The sequence below is a fragment of the Sediminimonas qiaohouensis DSM 21189 genome (genome assembly GCF_000423645.1).
Classification (GTDB): Bacteria; Pseudomonadota; Alphaproteobacteria; order Rhodobacterales; family Rhodobacteraceae; genus Sediminimonas; species Sediminimonas qiaohouensis.
The window spans coordinates 197,339-212,952 of sequence record NZ_AUIJ01000002.1; the positions used below are offsets into that span (position 1 = coordinate 197,339).

A 15,614-nucleotide genomic window follows, 5' to 3' on the forward strand; every position below is an offset into this window, starting at 1 on the left:
GGCGATTCCCGACATGCGGCGCGTTTGGCAACGCAAAACCCCGCGCGCCCAATCGGACGGCGGGGTGCGTTGAATTCAGGCAGGGACAGGACGACGCGTCGTCAGGCGAAGAGATCGTGCGCCAACTCCAGCGCGTCGATCAGGACATCGACCTCGGCCTCGGTGTTATAAAGGCCAAAGGACGCCCGGCAGGTCGCAGCAACGCCAAGGTGATCCATCAGCGGTCCGGCGCAGTGATGCCCGGCGCGCACCGCGACACCCTTTTTGTCAAGGATCGTCGAGATATCATGCGCATGCGCGGCGCCCTGGATCGTGAACGAGAAAATCGCAGCTTTACCAGGTGCTTGCCCTTGCAAGTTCAACCAGTTTAGCCCGGTCAGGCGCTGCTGTGCATAGGTGGAAATCGCGGCTTCATGGCGGGCGATGTTGTTCATGCCCAGATCCATCATGTATTCCAGCGCGACACCGAGGCCGATCTGCTGCACGATACCGGGGGTGCCCGCCTCGAACTTCATCGGGGGGTCGTTGTAGATGACCTCATCCTTGCTGACCTCGCGGATCATGTCACCGCCGCCCATGAAGGGGCGCATTTCGGCAAGGCGTTCCTTGCGCACATGGATCGCGCCCGAGCCGGAGGGGCCATAGAGCTTGTGCCCGGTGATGACGTAGAAATCGGCGCCAATCTCATCGACGTTGACAGGCATGTGCACGGCGGCCTGACTTCCGTCGACCAGCACGGCAACACCGCGCGCACGGGCGGCGTCGGTGATTGTTTTTACATCAACAACGGTCCCTAACACATTGGAAAGTTGGGTAATTGCGATCATCTTGGTGCGCAGCCCGATGGCATCGATCACCGCCTGTGGATCAAGCGCGCCGTCGGCATCCACATCCACCCACTTCAGCACGACACCCTGCCGTTCACGCAGGAAATGCCAAGGGACGATATTCGCGTGATGCTCCATCACCGACAGAACGATCTCATCGCCCGCCTCAAGGCGCGGCATGGCCCAGCCATAGGCGACCATGTTGATCCCCTCGGTGGTGCCGGAGTTCATCACGATCTCGTCCGGGTCAGCGGCCCCGAGGAAACGCGCGATGGTGCCGCGCACACCCTCGTACTTCTCGGTCGCGAGATTAGAAAGGTGGTGCAAACCCCTGTGAACGTTGGAATATTCATAAGAGTACGCGCGCGTCACCGCGTCGATGACCGCCTGCGGCTTTTGCGCCGAGGCGCCGTTATCGAGATAGACCAACGGCTTGCCGTTCACCTCGCGCGAGAGAATCGGGAAATCGCCGCGGATTTTTTCGACGTCATAGCTCATTCAAGTCATCCCAACAGATACGCCGCCAAAAAGCGCCAGAAGCATCGACAGGCCGACACTGATCCCCAGGATCGCCAGCACCAGCGCCATGAAGGAGCGGCCAAGCGAGTCGAACCCATGCACCGCGTTGATGAAATTCATCAAGATCCAAAGGCTTAGCAACCCGATTGCCATGGTCACCAGCGCGGCAAATGCCGGCAGAAGCGCCATCAGCACCAGCACGATAACCTGGGCCGCGAGGCGCAGCGCCTGGAGCCAGACCAGCAGCGTCAGAACATCCTCGAACCGGCCCACCCCGCCAAGCATCTTGCCGACCTGCGTCAACACCAACGCCATCAGCAGCAGCCCGCCGCCCATCACCGCCGCATATAGGAAGGGGCTGGAGAACAGGGCCGGCACCGCGATCGCACCGGACGGCATCGGGTAGATCAGCGACGAGATATGAAACAGCAGCGTGTTAAGCACCACCGTCAGGGCAAACCCCATCCACAGCAGCGAGGACGCGATCCGCCATGCGAGGATGCGGCGGGCTGCATCGGCGGGGCGGCGCACCGTTTCGACGACGAGCGCCACCAGATCATCCCTGTTCATCGGCCATCCCCCCGCCAGCGCCGCGCATTCCCGCGATCCAGAACCACAGGAACAGTCCAAACCACACCGCGCCCACCAGTTGCAAGCCCGGACCGGGGCCAATGAACCCCGCCACCATCCCCGCAAGCAGGGCCACCGGCGTGGTCGCCATCAGCGCCCAAAAAAGGCTGAGCCGTATGGCATAGCCGCTGACGCCCGTCCGCGCGAGGCGGCTTGCCAGCCAAGTTAGCGCCGCGAGCAGGTAGGAAAAGAGCGGCAGGAAAAAGATCCACAAAAGCGCGCTCCAGTACAGGCGGGCGCTTAGCGGCACATCCGGGTCAAGGTGCGCCAGGCGGGCCTGGTACGGGGTCTGCGCCACGAACATGAGCAGGCAGGCCAGAAGCAGGAACACCAGCGCCCGATCCTCGCGCCGGCCCATAGACAGGAGTCGGCGCACGACGCGCCCCGGCCCCCGGTAGGTGGCGGCGATATCCCCGGTCAGCGCCATCAGCCCCGCCGCCGCGCCAGCCACGCATCAAGACGCGCGGTGATCGCTTCGCGCAGGGCCTCGTCCTCGATCTCTTCGACGGCTTGGGCCAGAAACGACAGCACCAGCAGATCGGTCGCCTCGGCCTCGGGCACCCCGCGCGAGCGCAGGTAATAAAGCGTATCGGCGTCGATCGCGCCCGTGGTCGAGCCGTGCGAACAGGCCACGTCATCGGCGTAAATCTCCAGCTCGGGCTTGGCCAGGAACTGGCTGTCGTCATCCAGCAGCAGCGATTGGCTGATCTGGTAGCCGTCGGTTTTCTGGGCGCCGTCCTTGACCAGGATCTTGCCCTGGAACACGCCGACAGCACCGTTGCGCAGCACCTTCTTGAACACCTGGCGACTTTCGCACCGCTCGGCGTCGTGGGTGACGAACACCGTGTCGTCATGGTGGAAATCGCCGTCGCCCATGGCGGCCCCGGCGACATGCGCCACGGCGTCGTCGCCGGTCAGCTCGATCACGCACTCATTACGAGTCATCACGCCGTTGACGGACATGGTGAATGATTTGAACACACTTTCCGCGCCAAGACGGGCAAAGATGTGGGTCGCGGCGCGCCGCTCGTGATCGCGGCCCTGCGCGCGAATGTGGTTAAAGCGAGCGCCATCTGCGATATCGACCTCAAGCACCTTGTTGAACCGCGCGGCGGCGGGGCCGTTTTCCAGCAGCGTCAGCTCGGCGCCCTCTTCGAGCCTTACAACGTGATGTAGGATCGCGTCAGAACTATCTGTTTCATGGCGATAAATCAGGCTTATGGGTCGCTCGGCCCGGCCTGTCACGCGGATCAGAAACCCGTCCTTGGCGTAGCCGGTGTTCAGCGCCGCCAAGGGGCGCGCGACCGGCGATTGGCCGCGGGCCTCAAGGACACCGTACAGGTCGCGGGCCCAGTGGATGTCGGTGTCGGCGACATCCGACAGGCGCTCGATCTCGACGCCGGCAAGGGACGGATCATCGCTGCTGTCCGGATCGAAAACGCCATCGACAAAGACCAGTTTGAGGCGGTCGAACTCGTCGAACATCGGCGCCTCGTCGATCTCGAACACCGCGGCGCGCGGCGCCTCGGGCGCAATCAGGCTGTCGGGGCGCGTGAATTTCCAATACTCGTCGCGGCGCCCGGGCAGCCCCATCTCGCGCAGTCGCGCCACCGCGCCGCCGCGCGCCTGTGCCAGCCACCCGGCACCCTGCGCGGGCGCGTCCATGGCGGCAAGGCGCGCCTCGGTCGCATCTAGTTTCGCCTGCGTCAATGCCATTACGCCACCTCCGCCTTGATATCGGCATAGCCGTTCTTCTCGACCTCGATCGCCAGCTCGGGACCGCCCGTCTTGATGATGCGGCCATCCGACATGATGTGCACGACATCAGGTTCAATGTGGTCCAGAAGTCGTTGATAATGCGTGATAACAAGGAAGGCGCGGTTCGGATCGCGCAGGGCGTTGACGCCCTTGGCCACCAGCTTCATCGCGTCCACGTCAAGCCCGCTATCGGTCTCGTCGAGGATGCACATGCGCGGCTCGAGCATGGCCATTTGCAGGATCTCGTTGCGCTTCTTCTCGCCGCCCGAAAAGCCGACATTGATCGGCCGCTTGAGCATATCCGCGTCGATATCCAGCGTCTTGGCGCGCTCGCGGATCAGCTTGAGAAACTCGGTGGAGTTCATTTCCTCTTCGCCGCGGGCCTTGCGCTGTGCGTTCACGGCGGTGCGCAGGAAGGTCATGTTGCTGACGCCGGGGATCTCGACCGGGTATTGAAACGCCAGGAACAGGCCGGCTGCGGCGCGCTCTTCCGGCTCCAGATCGAGGATGTTGACGCCATCGAGCCATGCCTCGCCCTCGGTCACCTCGTAGCCGTCACGCCCCGACAACACGTAGCTGAGCGTGGATTTACCGGACCCGTTCGGGCCCATGATCGCGTGCACCTTTCCCGGCTCAAGGTTGAGATTCACGCCCTTGAGGATTACGGTGTCATCGTCTTCAAGTTTGACGTGCAAGTTCTTGATTTCAAGCATACTTTCGATTCCTTTTCCTGTTCGCTGCTGGGTCAGGCGAATGACATCAACTGCACGATCCTGAGCAGCTTTGCGGGCGGCAACGCCGCCGGCTCAAGATCGAAGCGCGCCATGCGCCCGTATGTTTCGACCGGCGCGCCGATGAAGGTCTCGACCTCGTGGTAACGGCGCCGGTTCACGTAATCGTCGAAATAGAGGGTCACCGGGCGGGTGATCCGGTAGGCCGTCGCCAAGGCACAGCCGACGCGGAACCGGCCATCGACAAGCACCACGTCGGGGTGCTCGAACTCGGGCAAGTCCCACACCTCGAGCGGGTAGCGCGCAAAGCGTTTCCAGCCACTATCGTCCACCGGGTAGCCCCATTTCTTTGTCTTGCCGACATCGGACCAGATCACGTCGACCGCGCGCGATGGCGGGTTGGACGCGAACCAGTCGCGCATCATCTTCGCCCATTTCTTGTCGCTCTCAACCGACAGCACCCGTTTGCCCAGTTCGGCCCCCATCACGGTGGAGCCACCGCTGCCGTATTCAAGGATCACGTCCGCGTCCGCATAAGCGGCGCGCAGGGCGTTCGATTCGGCCTCGGGCAGGGTCAGTTCCGGCCGCGTCATGGGGGTGGGCATCGCTGTGTTCTCCTGTGGTGCGAGGGGGTTGGTCATGCTGCCCCCTTCCCCGCCGATATGGGCCGCAGAGCCACCCACCTGATCAGGACAAGCGCCGATTGTGCCATGACTGTCCCTTCCGATACCGGGCCGGGGCGCGCGCGGCCGGCGCCTTAGCCGACCGACCCTTCAAGCGAGATCGCGACGAGTTGCTGCGCTTCCATCGCGAATTCCATCGGCAAGGCCTGTAGCACCTCGCGGCAGAACCCGTTGACGACAAGCGCGACGGCCTCTTCCTCGTCCATGCCGCGCTGGCGGCAATAGAACATCTGGTCGTCGTCGACCTTGGAGGTTGTCGCCTCGTGTTCGACGCGGGCCGAGTTGTTCTTGACCTCGATGTAAGGCACGGTGTGCGCGCCGCATTTGTCACCGATCAGAAGGCTGTCGCACTGCGTGTAGTTACGCCCGTTCTTGGCCTTGGGGTGCATCGAGACCAGCCCGCGATAGGTGTTCTGGGCCTGTCCGGCGCTGATCCCCTTGGAGACGATGCGGCTTTTGGTGTTCTTGCCCAAATGCACCATCTTGGTGCCGGTATCGGCCTGCTGCCAGTTGTTGGTAATGGCGATCGAGTAAAACTCGCCCTGGCTGTCGTCGCCGCGCAGGATGCACGAGGGGTATTTCCACGTCACCGCCGAACCGGTTTCGACCTGCGTCCACATCACCTTGGAGCGATCGCCACGGCAATCGGCGCGCTTGGTCACAAAGTTGTAGATGCCGCCCTTGCCCTCTTCGTCGCCGGGGAACCAGTTTTGGACAGTGGAGTATTTCACCTCGGCGTCTTCCTCGGCGATGATCTCGACCACGGCGGCGTGCAATTGCGTCTCGTCGCGCTTGGGCGCGGTGCACCCTTCGAGGTAGCTAACATAGGCGCCCTTGTCGGCGATGATCAGCGTGCGCTCGAACTGGCCGGTGTTTTCAGCGTTGATGCGGAAATAGGTGCTCAGCTCCATCGGGCAGCGCACGCCCGGCGGCACGTAGACGAACGAGCCGTCCGAGAATACGGCCGAGTTCAGAGTGGCATAGAAGTTGTCGCTAACCGGGACGACCGAGCCGAGGTATTTCTTGACCAGCTCGGGATGCTCGCGGATCGCTTCCGAGATCGAGCAGAAGATGACGCCGGCCTTTTTCAGCTCGGCCTGGAAGGTGGTGCCGACAGAGACGGAATCAAACACCGCATCGACGGCGACCCGGCGCTCGCCCTGGCGGCCCTCACCGGCGCCGCGTGCCTCGGCGGGGGCGGTATCCTCGGCGCCCTCAACGCCCGCAAGGATCATTTGCTCCTTTAGCGGGATGCCAAGCTTTTCGTATGTTTCCAGTAGCTTGGGGTCCACCTCGTCAAGCGACTTGGGCTTGACCTCCATGCTTTTGGGGCGGGCATAGTAGTACTGGTTCTGGAAATCGATCTTGGGGTAATCCACCATCGCCCAGGTCGGTTCTTCCTTCTGGAGCCAGCGCTCGTAGGCGGACAGGCGCCATTCGGTCATCCATTCGGGCTCTTCGTTCTTCTCGGAAATCAGGCGCACGATATCGGGGTTCAGGCCCAGCGGGGCGTAATCCATCTCGATATCGGTTTCCCAGCCGTACTTGTAGGCGCCGCCCACTTCGCGCACGGCATCGACCGTTTCCTGATCAACGCCTTCCTTGACGTCTTCGCCCTTGTCCAATGCAGCCATGTCCATCTCCTGTTCGCGTCTTCACGCCACGCGGGCGCTGAATTTCCTGCGTTTCGCCAGCCAGCTTTCGGCAAAGCGCAACACGTCCTCTTCGCTCGTTTGCGGGCCAAGCGATACACGGATCGCACCGCTGGCCACGTCATCATTGTACCCCATCGCGCGCAACACGCGGCTGGCGCGGATCTTACCCGACGAGCAAGCGCTGCCCGCCGAAATGGCAAAGCCCGCCAGATCCATTTGCATCACCTGCGTTTCGCCTTTCCAGCCGGGTGTTGCAATGCAACTGGTGTTGGGCAAGCGTTGCGCCCCTTTCCCGACCAAAATAGTCTCTTTTTCAGCAGCCTCAATGGCATTCTCTAGAATATTTCTAAATTCTGCCACCCGGTCCCAAACCCCATCGGCCAGATCGCGCGCGGCGGCCTCGGCGGCAGCGCCGAAACCGGCGATCGCGGGCACGTTCTCGGTGCCGGCGCGGCGGCCCATTTCCTGCCCGCCGCCCTTCAGGTGCGGGGCGATGTCGGTGCCCCGGCGCACCACCAGCGCGCCAACGCCCTTTGGCCCGCCCAGCTTGTGCGCGGAAATCAGACCCATGCGGCAGCCCGACCAGTTGAAGGCAAACGGCAGCTTGCCGAACGCCTGCGTCATATCGCTCAGTTCCAGGCCCTCGGGCAGGTCCTGCACGACGCCAGTCTCGGAGTTGGCCAGTTGCAGCACCGAGGTGCCGGGCGTGTCCACGCGCACGCGACCGCTCCCATCCACCGGCAGGTTCTCCACCGTCCAGGCCGCGACCGCGTCATGCTCGATCCCTGCGCCGTGCAGGATGCGCCCCCCCAGCGCCAGCGCCGCCGCCTCGGTCGCGCCGGAGGTAAAGATGATGTCGGCCCCGTCGGCGCCAAGCGCGGTGGCCACCTGCGCGCGGGCCTTTTCCACCGCCGCGCGCGCGGCGCGCCCCTCGGCGTGCACGCTCGAGGGGTTCCCCACCAGGTCAAATGCCGCGATCATCGCATCGCGGGCCTCGGGGCGCAGGGGCGCCGTGGCGTTATGATCAAGATAGGTGCGCGGTTTCATGTCTCGTCAACCACCGAAAACAGTGTCGGCACCGCCGGGCACGGCGCCAGTTCATTGTTCACCACGTCCGACAGGCGGGTTTGGTGCAGGAACACGTAGACCTGCGCGCTCAGCCCCTCCCACAGGCGGTTGGTGACCGATTGCGCCTTGCTGCCCGACACCCCGCCGGACGCGCCCGCGCCGGTATGCATGGCGTCGACGGTTTCATCCACCGCGGCCAGCACCTCGACCACGCGGATGTCGGTCATTGGCCGCGCCAGCCGGTAGCCGCCGCCGGGCCCGCGCACGGAATCGACCAACCCGCCGCGGCGCAGCTTGACGAAAAGCTGCTCCAGATATGGCAGCGAGACGTTCTGGCGGCGCGATATCTCGCCCAGGCTGACCAACTCGCCCTCGGGTTGCAAGGCGATATCGACCAACGCAACCATCGCGTACCGACCCTTGGTGCTAAGTTTCATGGGTTCTCTCCCCTACACATTGACCTTGGGCGACGCAGGCCTTATCTCGCGAGAACTCCGACGGGAATTCTACCGTCGGATTTGAATCGTTCTAAGGTGCTTGAGCAAAGCCGTCAAGAATTGCCCCGCACCCCGATCAGGAGACCGCGACGCACATGCCCGAGGTTATTTTTCCCGGCCCCGAGGGCCGTCTAGAAGGCCGGTATCATCCTCAAAAGGAACGTGACGCCCCAATCGCGATCGTCTTGCACCCGCATCCGCAATTCGGCGGCACGATGAACAACAAGGTTGTTTATAACCTTCACTACGCATTCTACAATATGGGCTTTAGCGTACTGCGGTTCAATTTCCGCGGCGTGGGGCGCAGCCAGGGGGAATACGATCAGGGCGTTGGCGAGCTATCGGATGCCGCCGCGGCGCTGGATTACCTGCAATCGATGAACAGCAATTCCAAGCATTGCTGGGTCGCGGGGTTCTCGTTCGGCGCGTGGATCGGCATGCAGCTTCTGATGCGGCGACCCGAAATCACCGGCTTCATCTCGGTCTCGCCGCCCGCGAACATGTACGACTTCTCGTTCCTGGCGCCCTGCCCGGCCTCTGGGTTGATCATCAACGGCAGCGCCGACCGTGTCGCCCCGCCCGCAGATACCACCACGCTGGTTGAGAAGCTGCACGAGCAAAAGGGCATCACGATCTCTCACGAGGAAATCCAGGGCGCCAGCCACTTCTTCGAAGAGCCGTACATGGAGCCGATGATCAGCACGGTCTCGGACTACGTGAAGCGGCGCCTGACGGAAAACAGCCGCTAATCCGCGATTCCGGCCGCGGCGCGGGGGGCTAATCATTCGATCAGCGGCACCTGCGGCGCGGCATCGCGCGGCAACAGGCCGGCAAGGCGTGGATCGCGGGCGATTTCGACCTCGCGGCGGTAGGCGGTAAAGCCGCTGCGCCGGTAGAAATCCAGCGCCGCCGGGTGATCCAGCGTGCAGGTGTGCACGTGCAGCCGTGAAATCCCCTGCCCCCATGCCAACGCGATCGCGCGGTTCATCATCCAGCGCCCCGCGCCGCCGCCCTCTGCCCCCGGTATGAGCCCGAAATAGGCCAGTTCGCAGGCGCCTTCGTGCCGGAAATCCAACTCGAGGAGGCCGATCTCGGCGTCGTCTTTCATCAGCACATGCACGTGAATGCCCGGATCAGCCAGCAGCGCCGAAAGCGCCTCGCGCGGCATCTCCAGCCGCCCGAACCATAGCCACGGCGCGCCGATCCGGCGGAATAGATCAAGGTACCACTCCGGCCCGGGCTGCGGCACGCGGGCCAGGTGCAGGGGCAGATCCGACTCGGGGCGCGGCGGCGCTTCATGCAGCATCTCAAGATGCGTCACGATCGCGGCGGTGTGCCCCTTCGGCACGGCGTGCAGGCCGGTCTCAAGCATTGCCCTTGCCCTTTTTCTTCTCCTCGATGAGCTTTTCCGCCAGATCGCGCGCGATGGCGAAGGCGCCCTTGATGCGGTCGCTTTCCTTTTTCCAGTCCCGGCGCACGACGATCTTGTTGTCCTTGACCTTGGCAAGGCCGCGCTGATCCTGGATGAACGCAACCAGGCCCTGCGGCGAGGCGAACTTGTCGTTGTGAAACTGGATCGTCGCGCCCTTGGGGCCTGCATCGAGCTTGGCAATGCCGGCGCGCTTGCACATCGCCTTGATCCGCACCACCAGCAGCAGGGTGTTGACCTCCTTCGGGACGGGGCCGAAACGGTCGATCAGCTCGGCGGCGAAGCCTTCCAGCTCGACCTTTTTCGTCAGCCCGCTAAGCCGCCGATAGAGGCCAAGGCGCACGTCCAGATCGGGCACGTACTCCTCGGGGATGAGCACGGAAACACCGAGGTTGATCTGCGGCGCCCATTGCTCGTCCGTGTCGGACAGGCCCTCGGCCTCGCCCGAGCGAATCTTGCCGATCGCCTCTTCCAGCATCTGTTGATACAACTCATACCCCACGTCGCGCATCTGGCCCGACTGTTCCTCGCCCAGAAGGTTGCCGGCGCCGCGAATATCCAAATCCTGACTGGCCAGCGTGAAGCCCGCGCCGAGGGTGTCGAGGCTGCTCAGGACGCGCAGGCGCTTTTGCGCGGCATCGGTCAGCGGCGCGCGCGGCTTGGTGGTCAGGTAGGCGTAGGCGCGCGTCTTTGAGCGCCCCACCCGGCCGCGGATCTGGTAGAGCTGGCTCAGCCCGAACATGTCGGCGCGGTGCACGATCATGGTATTGGCGGTCGGAATATCCAGCCCCGATTCGACGATGGTGGTGGCCAGCAGCACGTCGTACTTGCCGTCATAAAATGCGTTCATCCGATCATCGAGCTGCCCCGCCGCCATCTGGCCGTGGGCCACCACATAGCTCAGCTCGGGGAGTTGCTCGGTCAGGAACTCCTCGATCTCGGGCAGGTCCGAGACGCGCGGCACAACGAAAAAGGACTGCCCGCCGCGATAATGCTCGCGCAGCAGGGCCTCGCGGATGGTGATGGCGTCGAATTCGGACACGTAGGTGCGGATCGACAGGCGGTCCACCGGGGGGGTGCCGATGATCGACAGGTCGCGCACCCCCGATAGCGACAATTGCAGGGTGCGCGGGATCGGCGTGGCGGTCAGGGTCAGCACGTGCACGTCGGTGCGCATCTGCTTGAGGCGCTCCTTGTGGGAGACGCCGAAATGCTGTTCCTCGTCGATGATCAGCAGGCCCAGCTCCTTGAACTTGACCTGCTTGGACAACAGCGCATGCGTGCCCACCACGATATCGACGGTGCCGCGGGCCAGCCCGTCGCGGGTTTGCGCCGCCTCCTTGGCGGAGACGAAGCGCGACAGGGCGCGGACCTCAAGCGGGAAGCCGCGGAACCGCTCGGAAAAGGATTTGGCGTGCTGGCGGGCCAGCAGCGTGGTGGGCGCGATCACGGCCACCTGTTGGCCGGACATGGCGGCGGCGAAGGCGGCGCGCATGGCAACCTCGGTCTTGCCAAAGCCGACATCGCCGCAGATCAGGCGATCCATCGGCTGGCCCGACGAGAGATCGGCCATCACGTCCTCGATCGCGCTGAGCTGATCGTCGGTTTCCTGGTAGGGAAAGCGGGCGGCAAATTCCTCCCACGCGTGGTGGGGGGCCTCAAGGATAGGCGCGCGGCGCAGGGCGCGTTCGGCGGCGATGCGGATCAGGCGGTCGGCCATCTCGCGGATACGTTCCTTGAGGCGGGCCTTCTTCGCCTGCCACGCGCCACCGCCCAGCTTGTCCAGAAGGCCCTCTTCGTGGCCGAAACGGCTGAGCAACTCGATATTCTCGACCGGCAGGAAAAGGCGTGCGCCCTCGGCGTATTCAAGGACCAGGCATTCATGGGCGGCGCCGGCGGCGGTGATCACCTCGAGGCCGTGATACCGCCCGACCCCGTGATCGACATGCACAACCAGGTCGCCGGCGCTGAGGCTTTGGGCCTCGGTCAGGAAATTCTCGGCCCGCTTGCGGCGGGCGGGCGCGCGGATCAGACGGTCGCCGAGCACGTCTTGTTCGCTGATCACGGTCATCTGCGGCGTCTCGAAGCCATGCTCGAGCGGCCAAACCGCGAGATGAACGCCGTGCCGTCCGATGCCGCGGGCATCCGCGACGTGGACCGCGCCGAGCACGCCCTCGTCAGAGATCAGGCCATCGAGGCGTTCGCGCGCGCCTTCGGAATAGCAGGCCACGACGACCGGCCCCTGCTCCTGTTTGACTGCGAAATGCTTTGCCAGCTCTCTGAAAAGATTGATGTTTTCCTGTTTGCGTTCCGGTGCGAAGTTGCGCCCAAGGCGCCCGCCCGCGTCGATCACCCCCGGCCCCGAGGGCGAGGGTAGCGGGCTGAACTGCAACACGCGGCGGCCCGACAGCGCCGCCTGCCATGCGCCCTCGTCAAGGTAGAGGGTTTCGGGCGGCACGGGTTTATAGACCGAATCGATGCGCCCCTTGCGCGTCATCGCCTCGCGCCGGGTTTCATACTGATCGGCGATCCCGTCCCAACGCGACAGGCGCGACGCCTCGACCTGATCATCAAGGGTGACGGGCGCATCGGGCAGGTAGTCGAACAGCAGCTCAAGCCGCTCGTGGAAGAACGGCAGCCAATGCTCGGCGCCCTGATGCTTGCGGCCGGCGCTGATCGCCTCGTAGAGCGGATCATCGGTGCCGGCGGTGCCGAACTCGATCCGGTAGTTCTGCCGGAAGCGGCGGATCGCGGCGTCGTCGAGGATCACCTCGCTGACCGGGGCCAGCTCTACCATATCAAGCTTTTGGGTGGTGCGCTGACTGACCGGATCGAAGCGGCGCGCGCCATCCAGCACATCGCCGAACAGATCAAGGCGCACCGGCCCCGCCTCGCCCGGCGGAAAGATGTCGATGATGCCGCCGCGGATCGCGTAATCGCCCGGCTCCATCACCGTGGGCGCATGCGAAAAGCCCATCCGCGCGAGGAAATCGCGCAGGGCCTTCTCATCCACGCGCCCGCCTACGCGCGCGGTGAACGCCGCCTCGCGCAGAACGTCCCGCGCCGGCACCCGCTGCATCGCGGCGCCCAGCGTCGTCAGCAGCACGAATTGTTGTGGCACCTCGTGGACCAGCCCCGCCAACGTCGCCATCCGCGCGGCCGAAATATCGGCATGCGGGCCGACCCTGTCATAGGGCAGGCAATCCCACGCGGGAAAGGTAAACACGGGCATATCGGGCGCAAAGAACCGCAGCGCTGCCTGCGTCGCCGCCATTCGTTTGTCATCGCGGGCGACATGCACGACGGGGCCGCCCGCGCGCTCGACCTCGTCAAGGATAAGGCGGGCATCATAGCCTTCGGGGGCGCCTGCCGCCCTCACACGCTGCGGATCGGTCATTTCAGGCTCGTCATCCCAGGGGTTTGAAAAGGATATCGGGCAAGTTGGCGGTCATGATCTGGAACATGCCCCACATGGCGGTGATGAAGATGGAGATCATGCCGATCACCTGCACCATCACGCGGTGCAGGCGCAGCTTGCGGCGCAGGTCCGCGCCCGACAGGCCGGTGGCGCGGATGTGGCGCGCGGTGCGCATGCTGAGCATCCAGACGATCGACATCGGGAACGCCAACAGAAACAGCGCCTGCATGAATTGCAGGTCATAAAGGAAGCCGCTGAGGCCCAGCACCGTCAGGATGAAGCTGCCCAACCCCATCAGCCACAGCCCCGACACATCGGCGATATAGAGCAGGCGATTGACGTTGACGCGTACCACATCTTCGAGGTCTTCCTCGGCCTGTCCGCCGTAGCGGCCCGCGCGCATGACCATGTCATAGGGCACGCCCAGCACCCAATGGCTGGCCGTGGACCACATCACCGCCAGCGCGATCCAGAACCACAGGTTCGAGAAGGACCGCAAGTCGATCATTTCCGTCAGAAGTTCAAACCAGCCCAAACGCCTACCCTTGCACGTTGTCGCGTCTCAATAGCGCCCCAATGCGGCAATTCCTACCCTTGAGATGCGCGAATTTCCATGCAACTCATGCAAAAGATTGCAAGGGACACGACATGATCACACAAAGCCAGGCCGCCTACCCCGCCACCCGGTTCCGCCGCGCGCGGCAAAGCGGCGCAACGCGCGCCCTGACGCGTGAGAACGCGCTGAGCGTGGGCGATCTGATCTGGCCCATCTTCGTGTGCGAGGGCGAGAACGAGGTGCAGCCGGTGCCCTCGATGCCCGGCGTGGTGCGGCGTAGCGTGGACCTGGTGGCCGAGGCCGCGCGCGAGGCGGCGGATCTGGGGATACCGGCGATCTGCCTGTTCCCATACACTCCAGCCGACAAGCGCACCCATGACTGCGCCGAGGCCTGGAACCCCGACAACCTGAGCAACCGGGCCACCCGCGCGATCAAGGCCGCGGTGCCAGAGATCGCGGTGATGACCGACGTGGCGCTGGATCCCTACAACGCCGACGGGCATGACGGGTTCGTACGTGACGGCGTGATCGTCAACGACGAAACGGTCGAGGCACTGGTCAAGCAGGCCCTGAGCCAGGCCGATGCGGGCGCCGACATCATCGGGCCATCGGACATGATGGACGGCCGCATCGGCGCGATCCGCGCGGCACTTGAGGCGCATGGGCACGAGAATGTGATGCTGCTGAGCTACGCGGCGAAATACGCCAGCTCCTTTTACGGGCCGTTCCGCGATGCGGTTGGCGCGTCGGGGGCGCTCAAGGGCGACAAGGCCACCTACCAGATGGACCCCGCCAATTCCGACGAGGCGCTGCGCCTTGTGGCGCGCGACCTGAGCGAAGGCGCGGACATGGTAATGGTCAAGCCCGGCATGCCGTACCTGGATATCTGCCGGCGGGTTAAGGACCAGTTCGGCGCGCCGACCTATGCCTACCAGGTGTCGGGCGAATACGCGATGATCCAGGCCGCCGCCGGCAATGGCTGGATCGACGGGGGGCGCGCGATGATGGAAAGCCTGATGTGTTTCAAGCGCGCGGGATGCGACGGTATCCTGACCTACTTCGCGCCCGAGGCGGCGCGGGTGCTGCGCGGCAGCGGCGGGTAGCGGGCGATAATCTGCGCAAAATCATGCCCGTATGGCGCGCAGCGAGTGACAGCGGCGCGCGCAAGCGGTATGGTTCGCCCATGCACCCGCAACCGGGCCCAGATCCGGCCGGGCGATGCATGTCAGGCAATCAAGGACAGGCAAGACCTCATGAAACATATATCCAGGCGCAGCTTCGCGCTGACCTCGCTGGCCAGCCTCGGCGTCACGGCGGCCTGCGGCAATGGCATCGGCAGCCGCGGCTCCAGCGTGATCGACGCGCGGGTCGACCGGACGCTGAGCTATCTCTATTCCAACTATCCCGCGACGCAGGAACTGCGAGACAAATCGGCGGGGCAACTGGTGATGCCGCTGGTGACCGAGGCCGGCTTTGGCTTTGGCGGCGGCTATGGGCGCGGCGCATTGCAGGTAGGCGGCACCACGGTGGATTACTACTCGGCCACCAAGGGCAGCTTCGGGTTGCAGATCGGCGCGCTGCAATACGCGCATGTGCTGTTCTTCATGACCGAGGAGTCCCTGATGGGATTCCGCCGCTCGGAAGGATGGGCCGTTGGCGGCGATGTGAAATACGCGTTCAGCGACCGCGGCGAGAACCTGCGCGCCGAGACCACCACCGCCACTGCGCCCGTTGTGGCGGTGATCTTCGGCCAGGCGGGGCTACAGATCGGCGCGACGCTGGATGGCGTGAAATACACCCGCATCATCCCCTGAGCGGGCACCGATCGCAGAGCGGATCGCGG

At 64.3% G+C, this 15,614-nt stretch carries 15 protein-coding genes; 3 read left to right on the forward strand and 12 right to left on the reverse strand.

Going from position 1 to position 15,614, the window contains the following annotated elements; translation table 11 throughout:
- Positions 1-101: 101 nt before the first annotated feature.
- From G568_RS0103360 to iscR, 9 genes are all read right to left on the reverse strand, one after another.
- Positions 102-1,325, reverse strand: coding sequence for a cysteine desulfurase (locus G568_RS0103360; RefSeq protein ID WP_026756702.1), 1,224 nt, complete (start codon positions 1,323-1,325; stop codon positions 102-104).
- Positions 1,326-1,916 (reverse strand): Yip1 family protein, encoded by a 591-nt coding sequence (locus tag G568_RS0103365; protein ID WP_026756703.1) that lies wholly within the window; start codon positions 1,914-1,916, stop codon positions 1,326-1,328.
- Entirely contained in the window at positions 1,903-2,403 is a 501-nt protein-coding gene (locus tag G568_RS0103370; protein ID WP_026756704.1) for a hypothetical protein, read from the reverse strand. The genes G568_RS0103365 and G568_RS0103370 overlap by 14 nt, the downstream gene beginning before the upstream one ends.
- Positions 2,403-3,692 (reverse strand): Fe-S cluster assembly protein SufD, encoded by a 1,290-nt coding sequence (sufD, locus tag G568_RS0103375; RefSeq protein ID WP_026756705.1) that lies wholly within the window; start codon positions 3,690-3,692, stop codon positions 2,403-2,405. The genes G568_RS0103370 and sufD overlap by 1 nt, the downstream gene beginning before the upstream one ends.
- Positions 3,692-4,447, reverse strand: coding sequence for a Fe-S cluster assembly ATPase SufC (sufC, locus tag G568_RS0103380; protein ID WP_026756706.1), 756 nt, complete (start codon positions 4,445-4,447; stop codon positions 3,692-3,694). The genes sufD and sufC overlap by 1 nt, the downstream gene beginning before the upstream one ends.
- 32 nt (positions 4,448-4,479) lie before the next feature.
- Positions 4,480-5,070: a hypothetical protein gene (locus tag G568_RS0103385; protein WP_026756707.1), complete on the reverse strand. Its 591-nt coding sequence runs from the start codon at positions 5,068-5,070 to the stop codon at positions 4,480-4,482.
- A gap of 152 nt (positions 5,071-5,222) precedes the next feature.
- Positions 5,223-6,782, reverse strand: a complete 1,560-nt coding sequence (gene sufB / locus G568_RS0103390; protein ID WP_026756708.1) for a Fe-S cluster assembly protein SufB — start codon at positions 6,780-6,782, stop codon at positions 5,223-5,225.
- Positions 6,783-6,803: 21 nt separating this feature from the next.
- The gene (locus tag G568_RS0103395; RefSeq protein ID WP_026756709.1) at positions 6,804-7,850 is read right to left on the reverse strand and encodes a cysteine desulfurase family protein; all 1,047 of its coding nucleotides are present in this window, start codon (positions 7,848-7,850) and stop codon (positions 6,804-6,806) included.
- The gene (iscR, locus tag G568_RS0103400; protein ID WP_026756710.1) at positions 7,847-8,308 is read right to left on the reverse strand and encodes a Fe-S cluster assembly transcriptional regulator IscR; all 462 of its coding nucleotides are present in this window, start codon (positions 8,306-8,308) and stop codon (positions 7,847-7,849) included. Before iscR ends, G568_RS0103395 begins: the two co-directional genes overlap by 4 nt.
- A 155-nt stretch (positions 8,309-8,463) precedes the next feature.
- Between iscR and G568_RS0103405 the strand changes: the two genes are divergently transcribed.
- Entirely contained in the window at positions 8,464-9,117 is a 654-nt protein-coding gene (locus G568_RS0103405; protein WP_026756711.1) for an alpha/beta hydrolase, read from the forward strand.
- Positions 9,118-9,149: 32 nt separating this feature from the next.
- Here the strand turns inward: G568_RS0103405 and G568_RS0103410 are convergent, their stop codons facing one another.
- From G568_RS0103410 to G568_RS18165, 3 genes are read right to left on the reverse strand one after another with little or no spacing between them, the layout of a single operon-like run.
- Complete coding sequence (locus tag G568_RS0103410; protein ID WP_026756712.1) at positions 9,150-9,740, reverse strand: GNAT family N-acetyltransferase; 591 nt, start codon at positions 9,738-9,740, stop codon at positions 9,150-9,152.
- Entirely contained in the window at positions 9,733-13,194 is a 3,462-nt protein-coding gene (gene mfd / locus G568_RS0103415; RefSeq protein WP_026756713.1) for a transcription-repair coupling factor, read from the reverse strand. The genes G568_RS0103410 and mfd overlap by 8 nt, the downstream gene beginning before the upstream one ends.
- 10 nt (positions 13,195-13,204) lie before the next feature.
- A complete protein-coding gene (locus G568_RS18165) occupies positions 13,205-13,723 on the reverse strand; it encodes a hypothetical protein (RefSeq protein WP_051202725.1) in 519 nt (172 codons plus the stop codon).
- Between the two features lie 140 nt (positions 13,724-13,863).
- Between G568_RS18165 and hemB the strand changes: the two genes are divergently transcribed.
- Positions 13,864-14,874 carry a porphobilinogen synthase gene (hemB, locus tag G568_RS0103425; protein WP_037373572.1) on the forward strand — a complete coding sequence of 337 codons (1,011 nt, stop codon included), beginning with the start codon at positions 13,864-13,866 and terminating at the stop codon, positions 14,872-14,874.
- 150 nt (positions 14,875-15,024) lie between these two features.
- On the forward strand, positions 15,025-15,585 hold the full coding sequence (locus G568_RS0103430) for a lipid-binding SYLF domain-containing protein (protein WP_026756715.1): 561 nt from the start codon (positions 15,025-15,027) through the stop codon (positions 15,583-15,585).
- Positions 15,586-15,614: the final 29 nt, after the last annotated feature.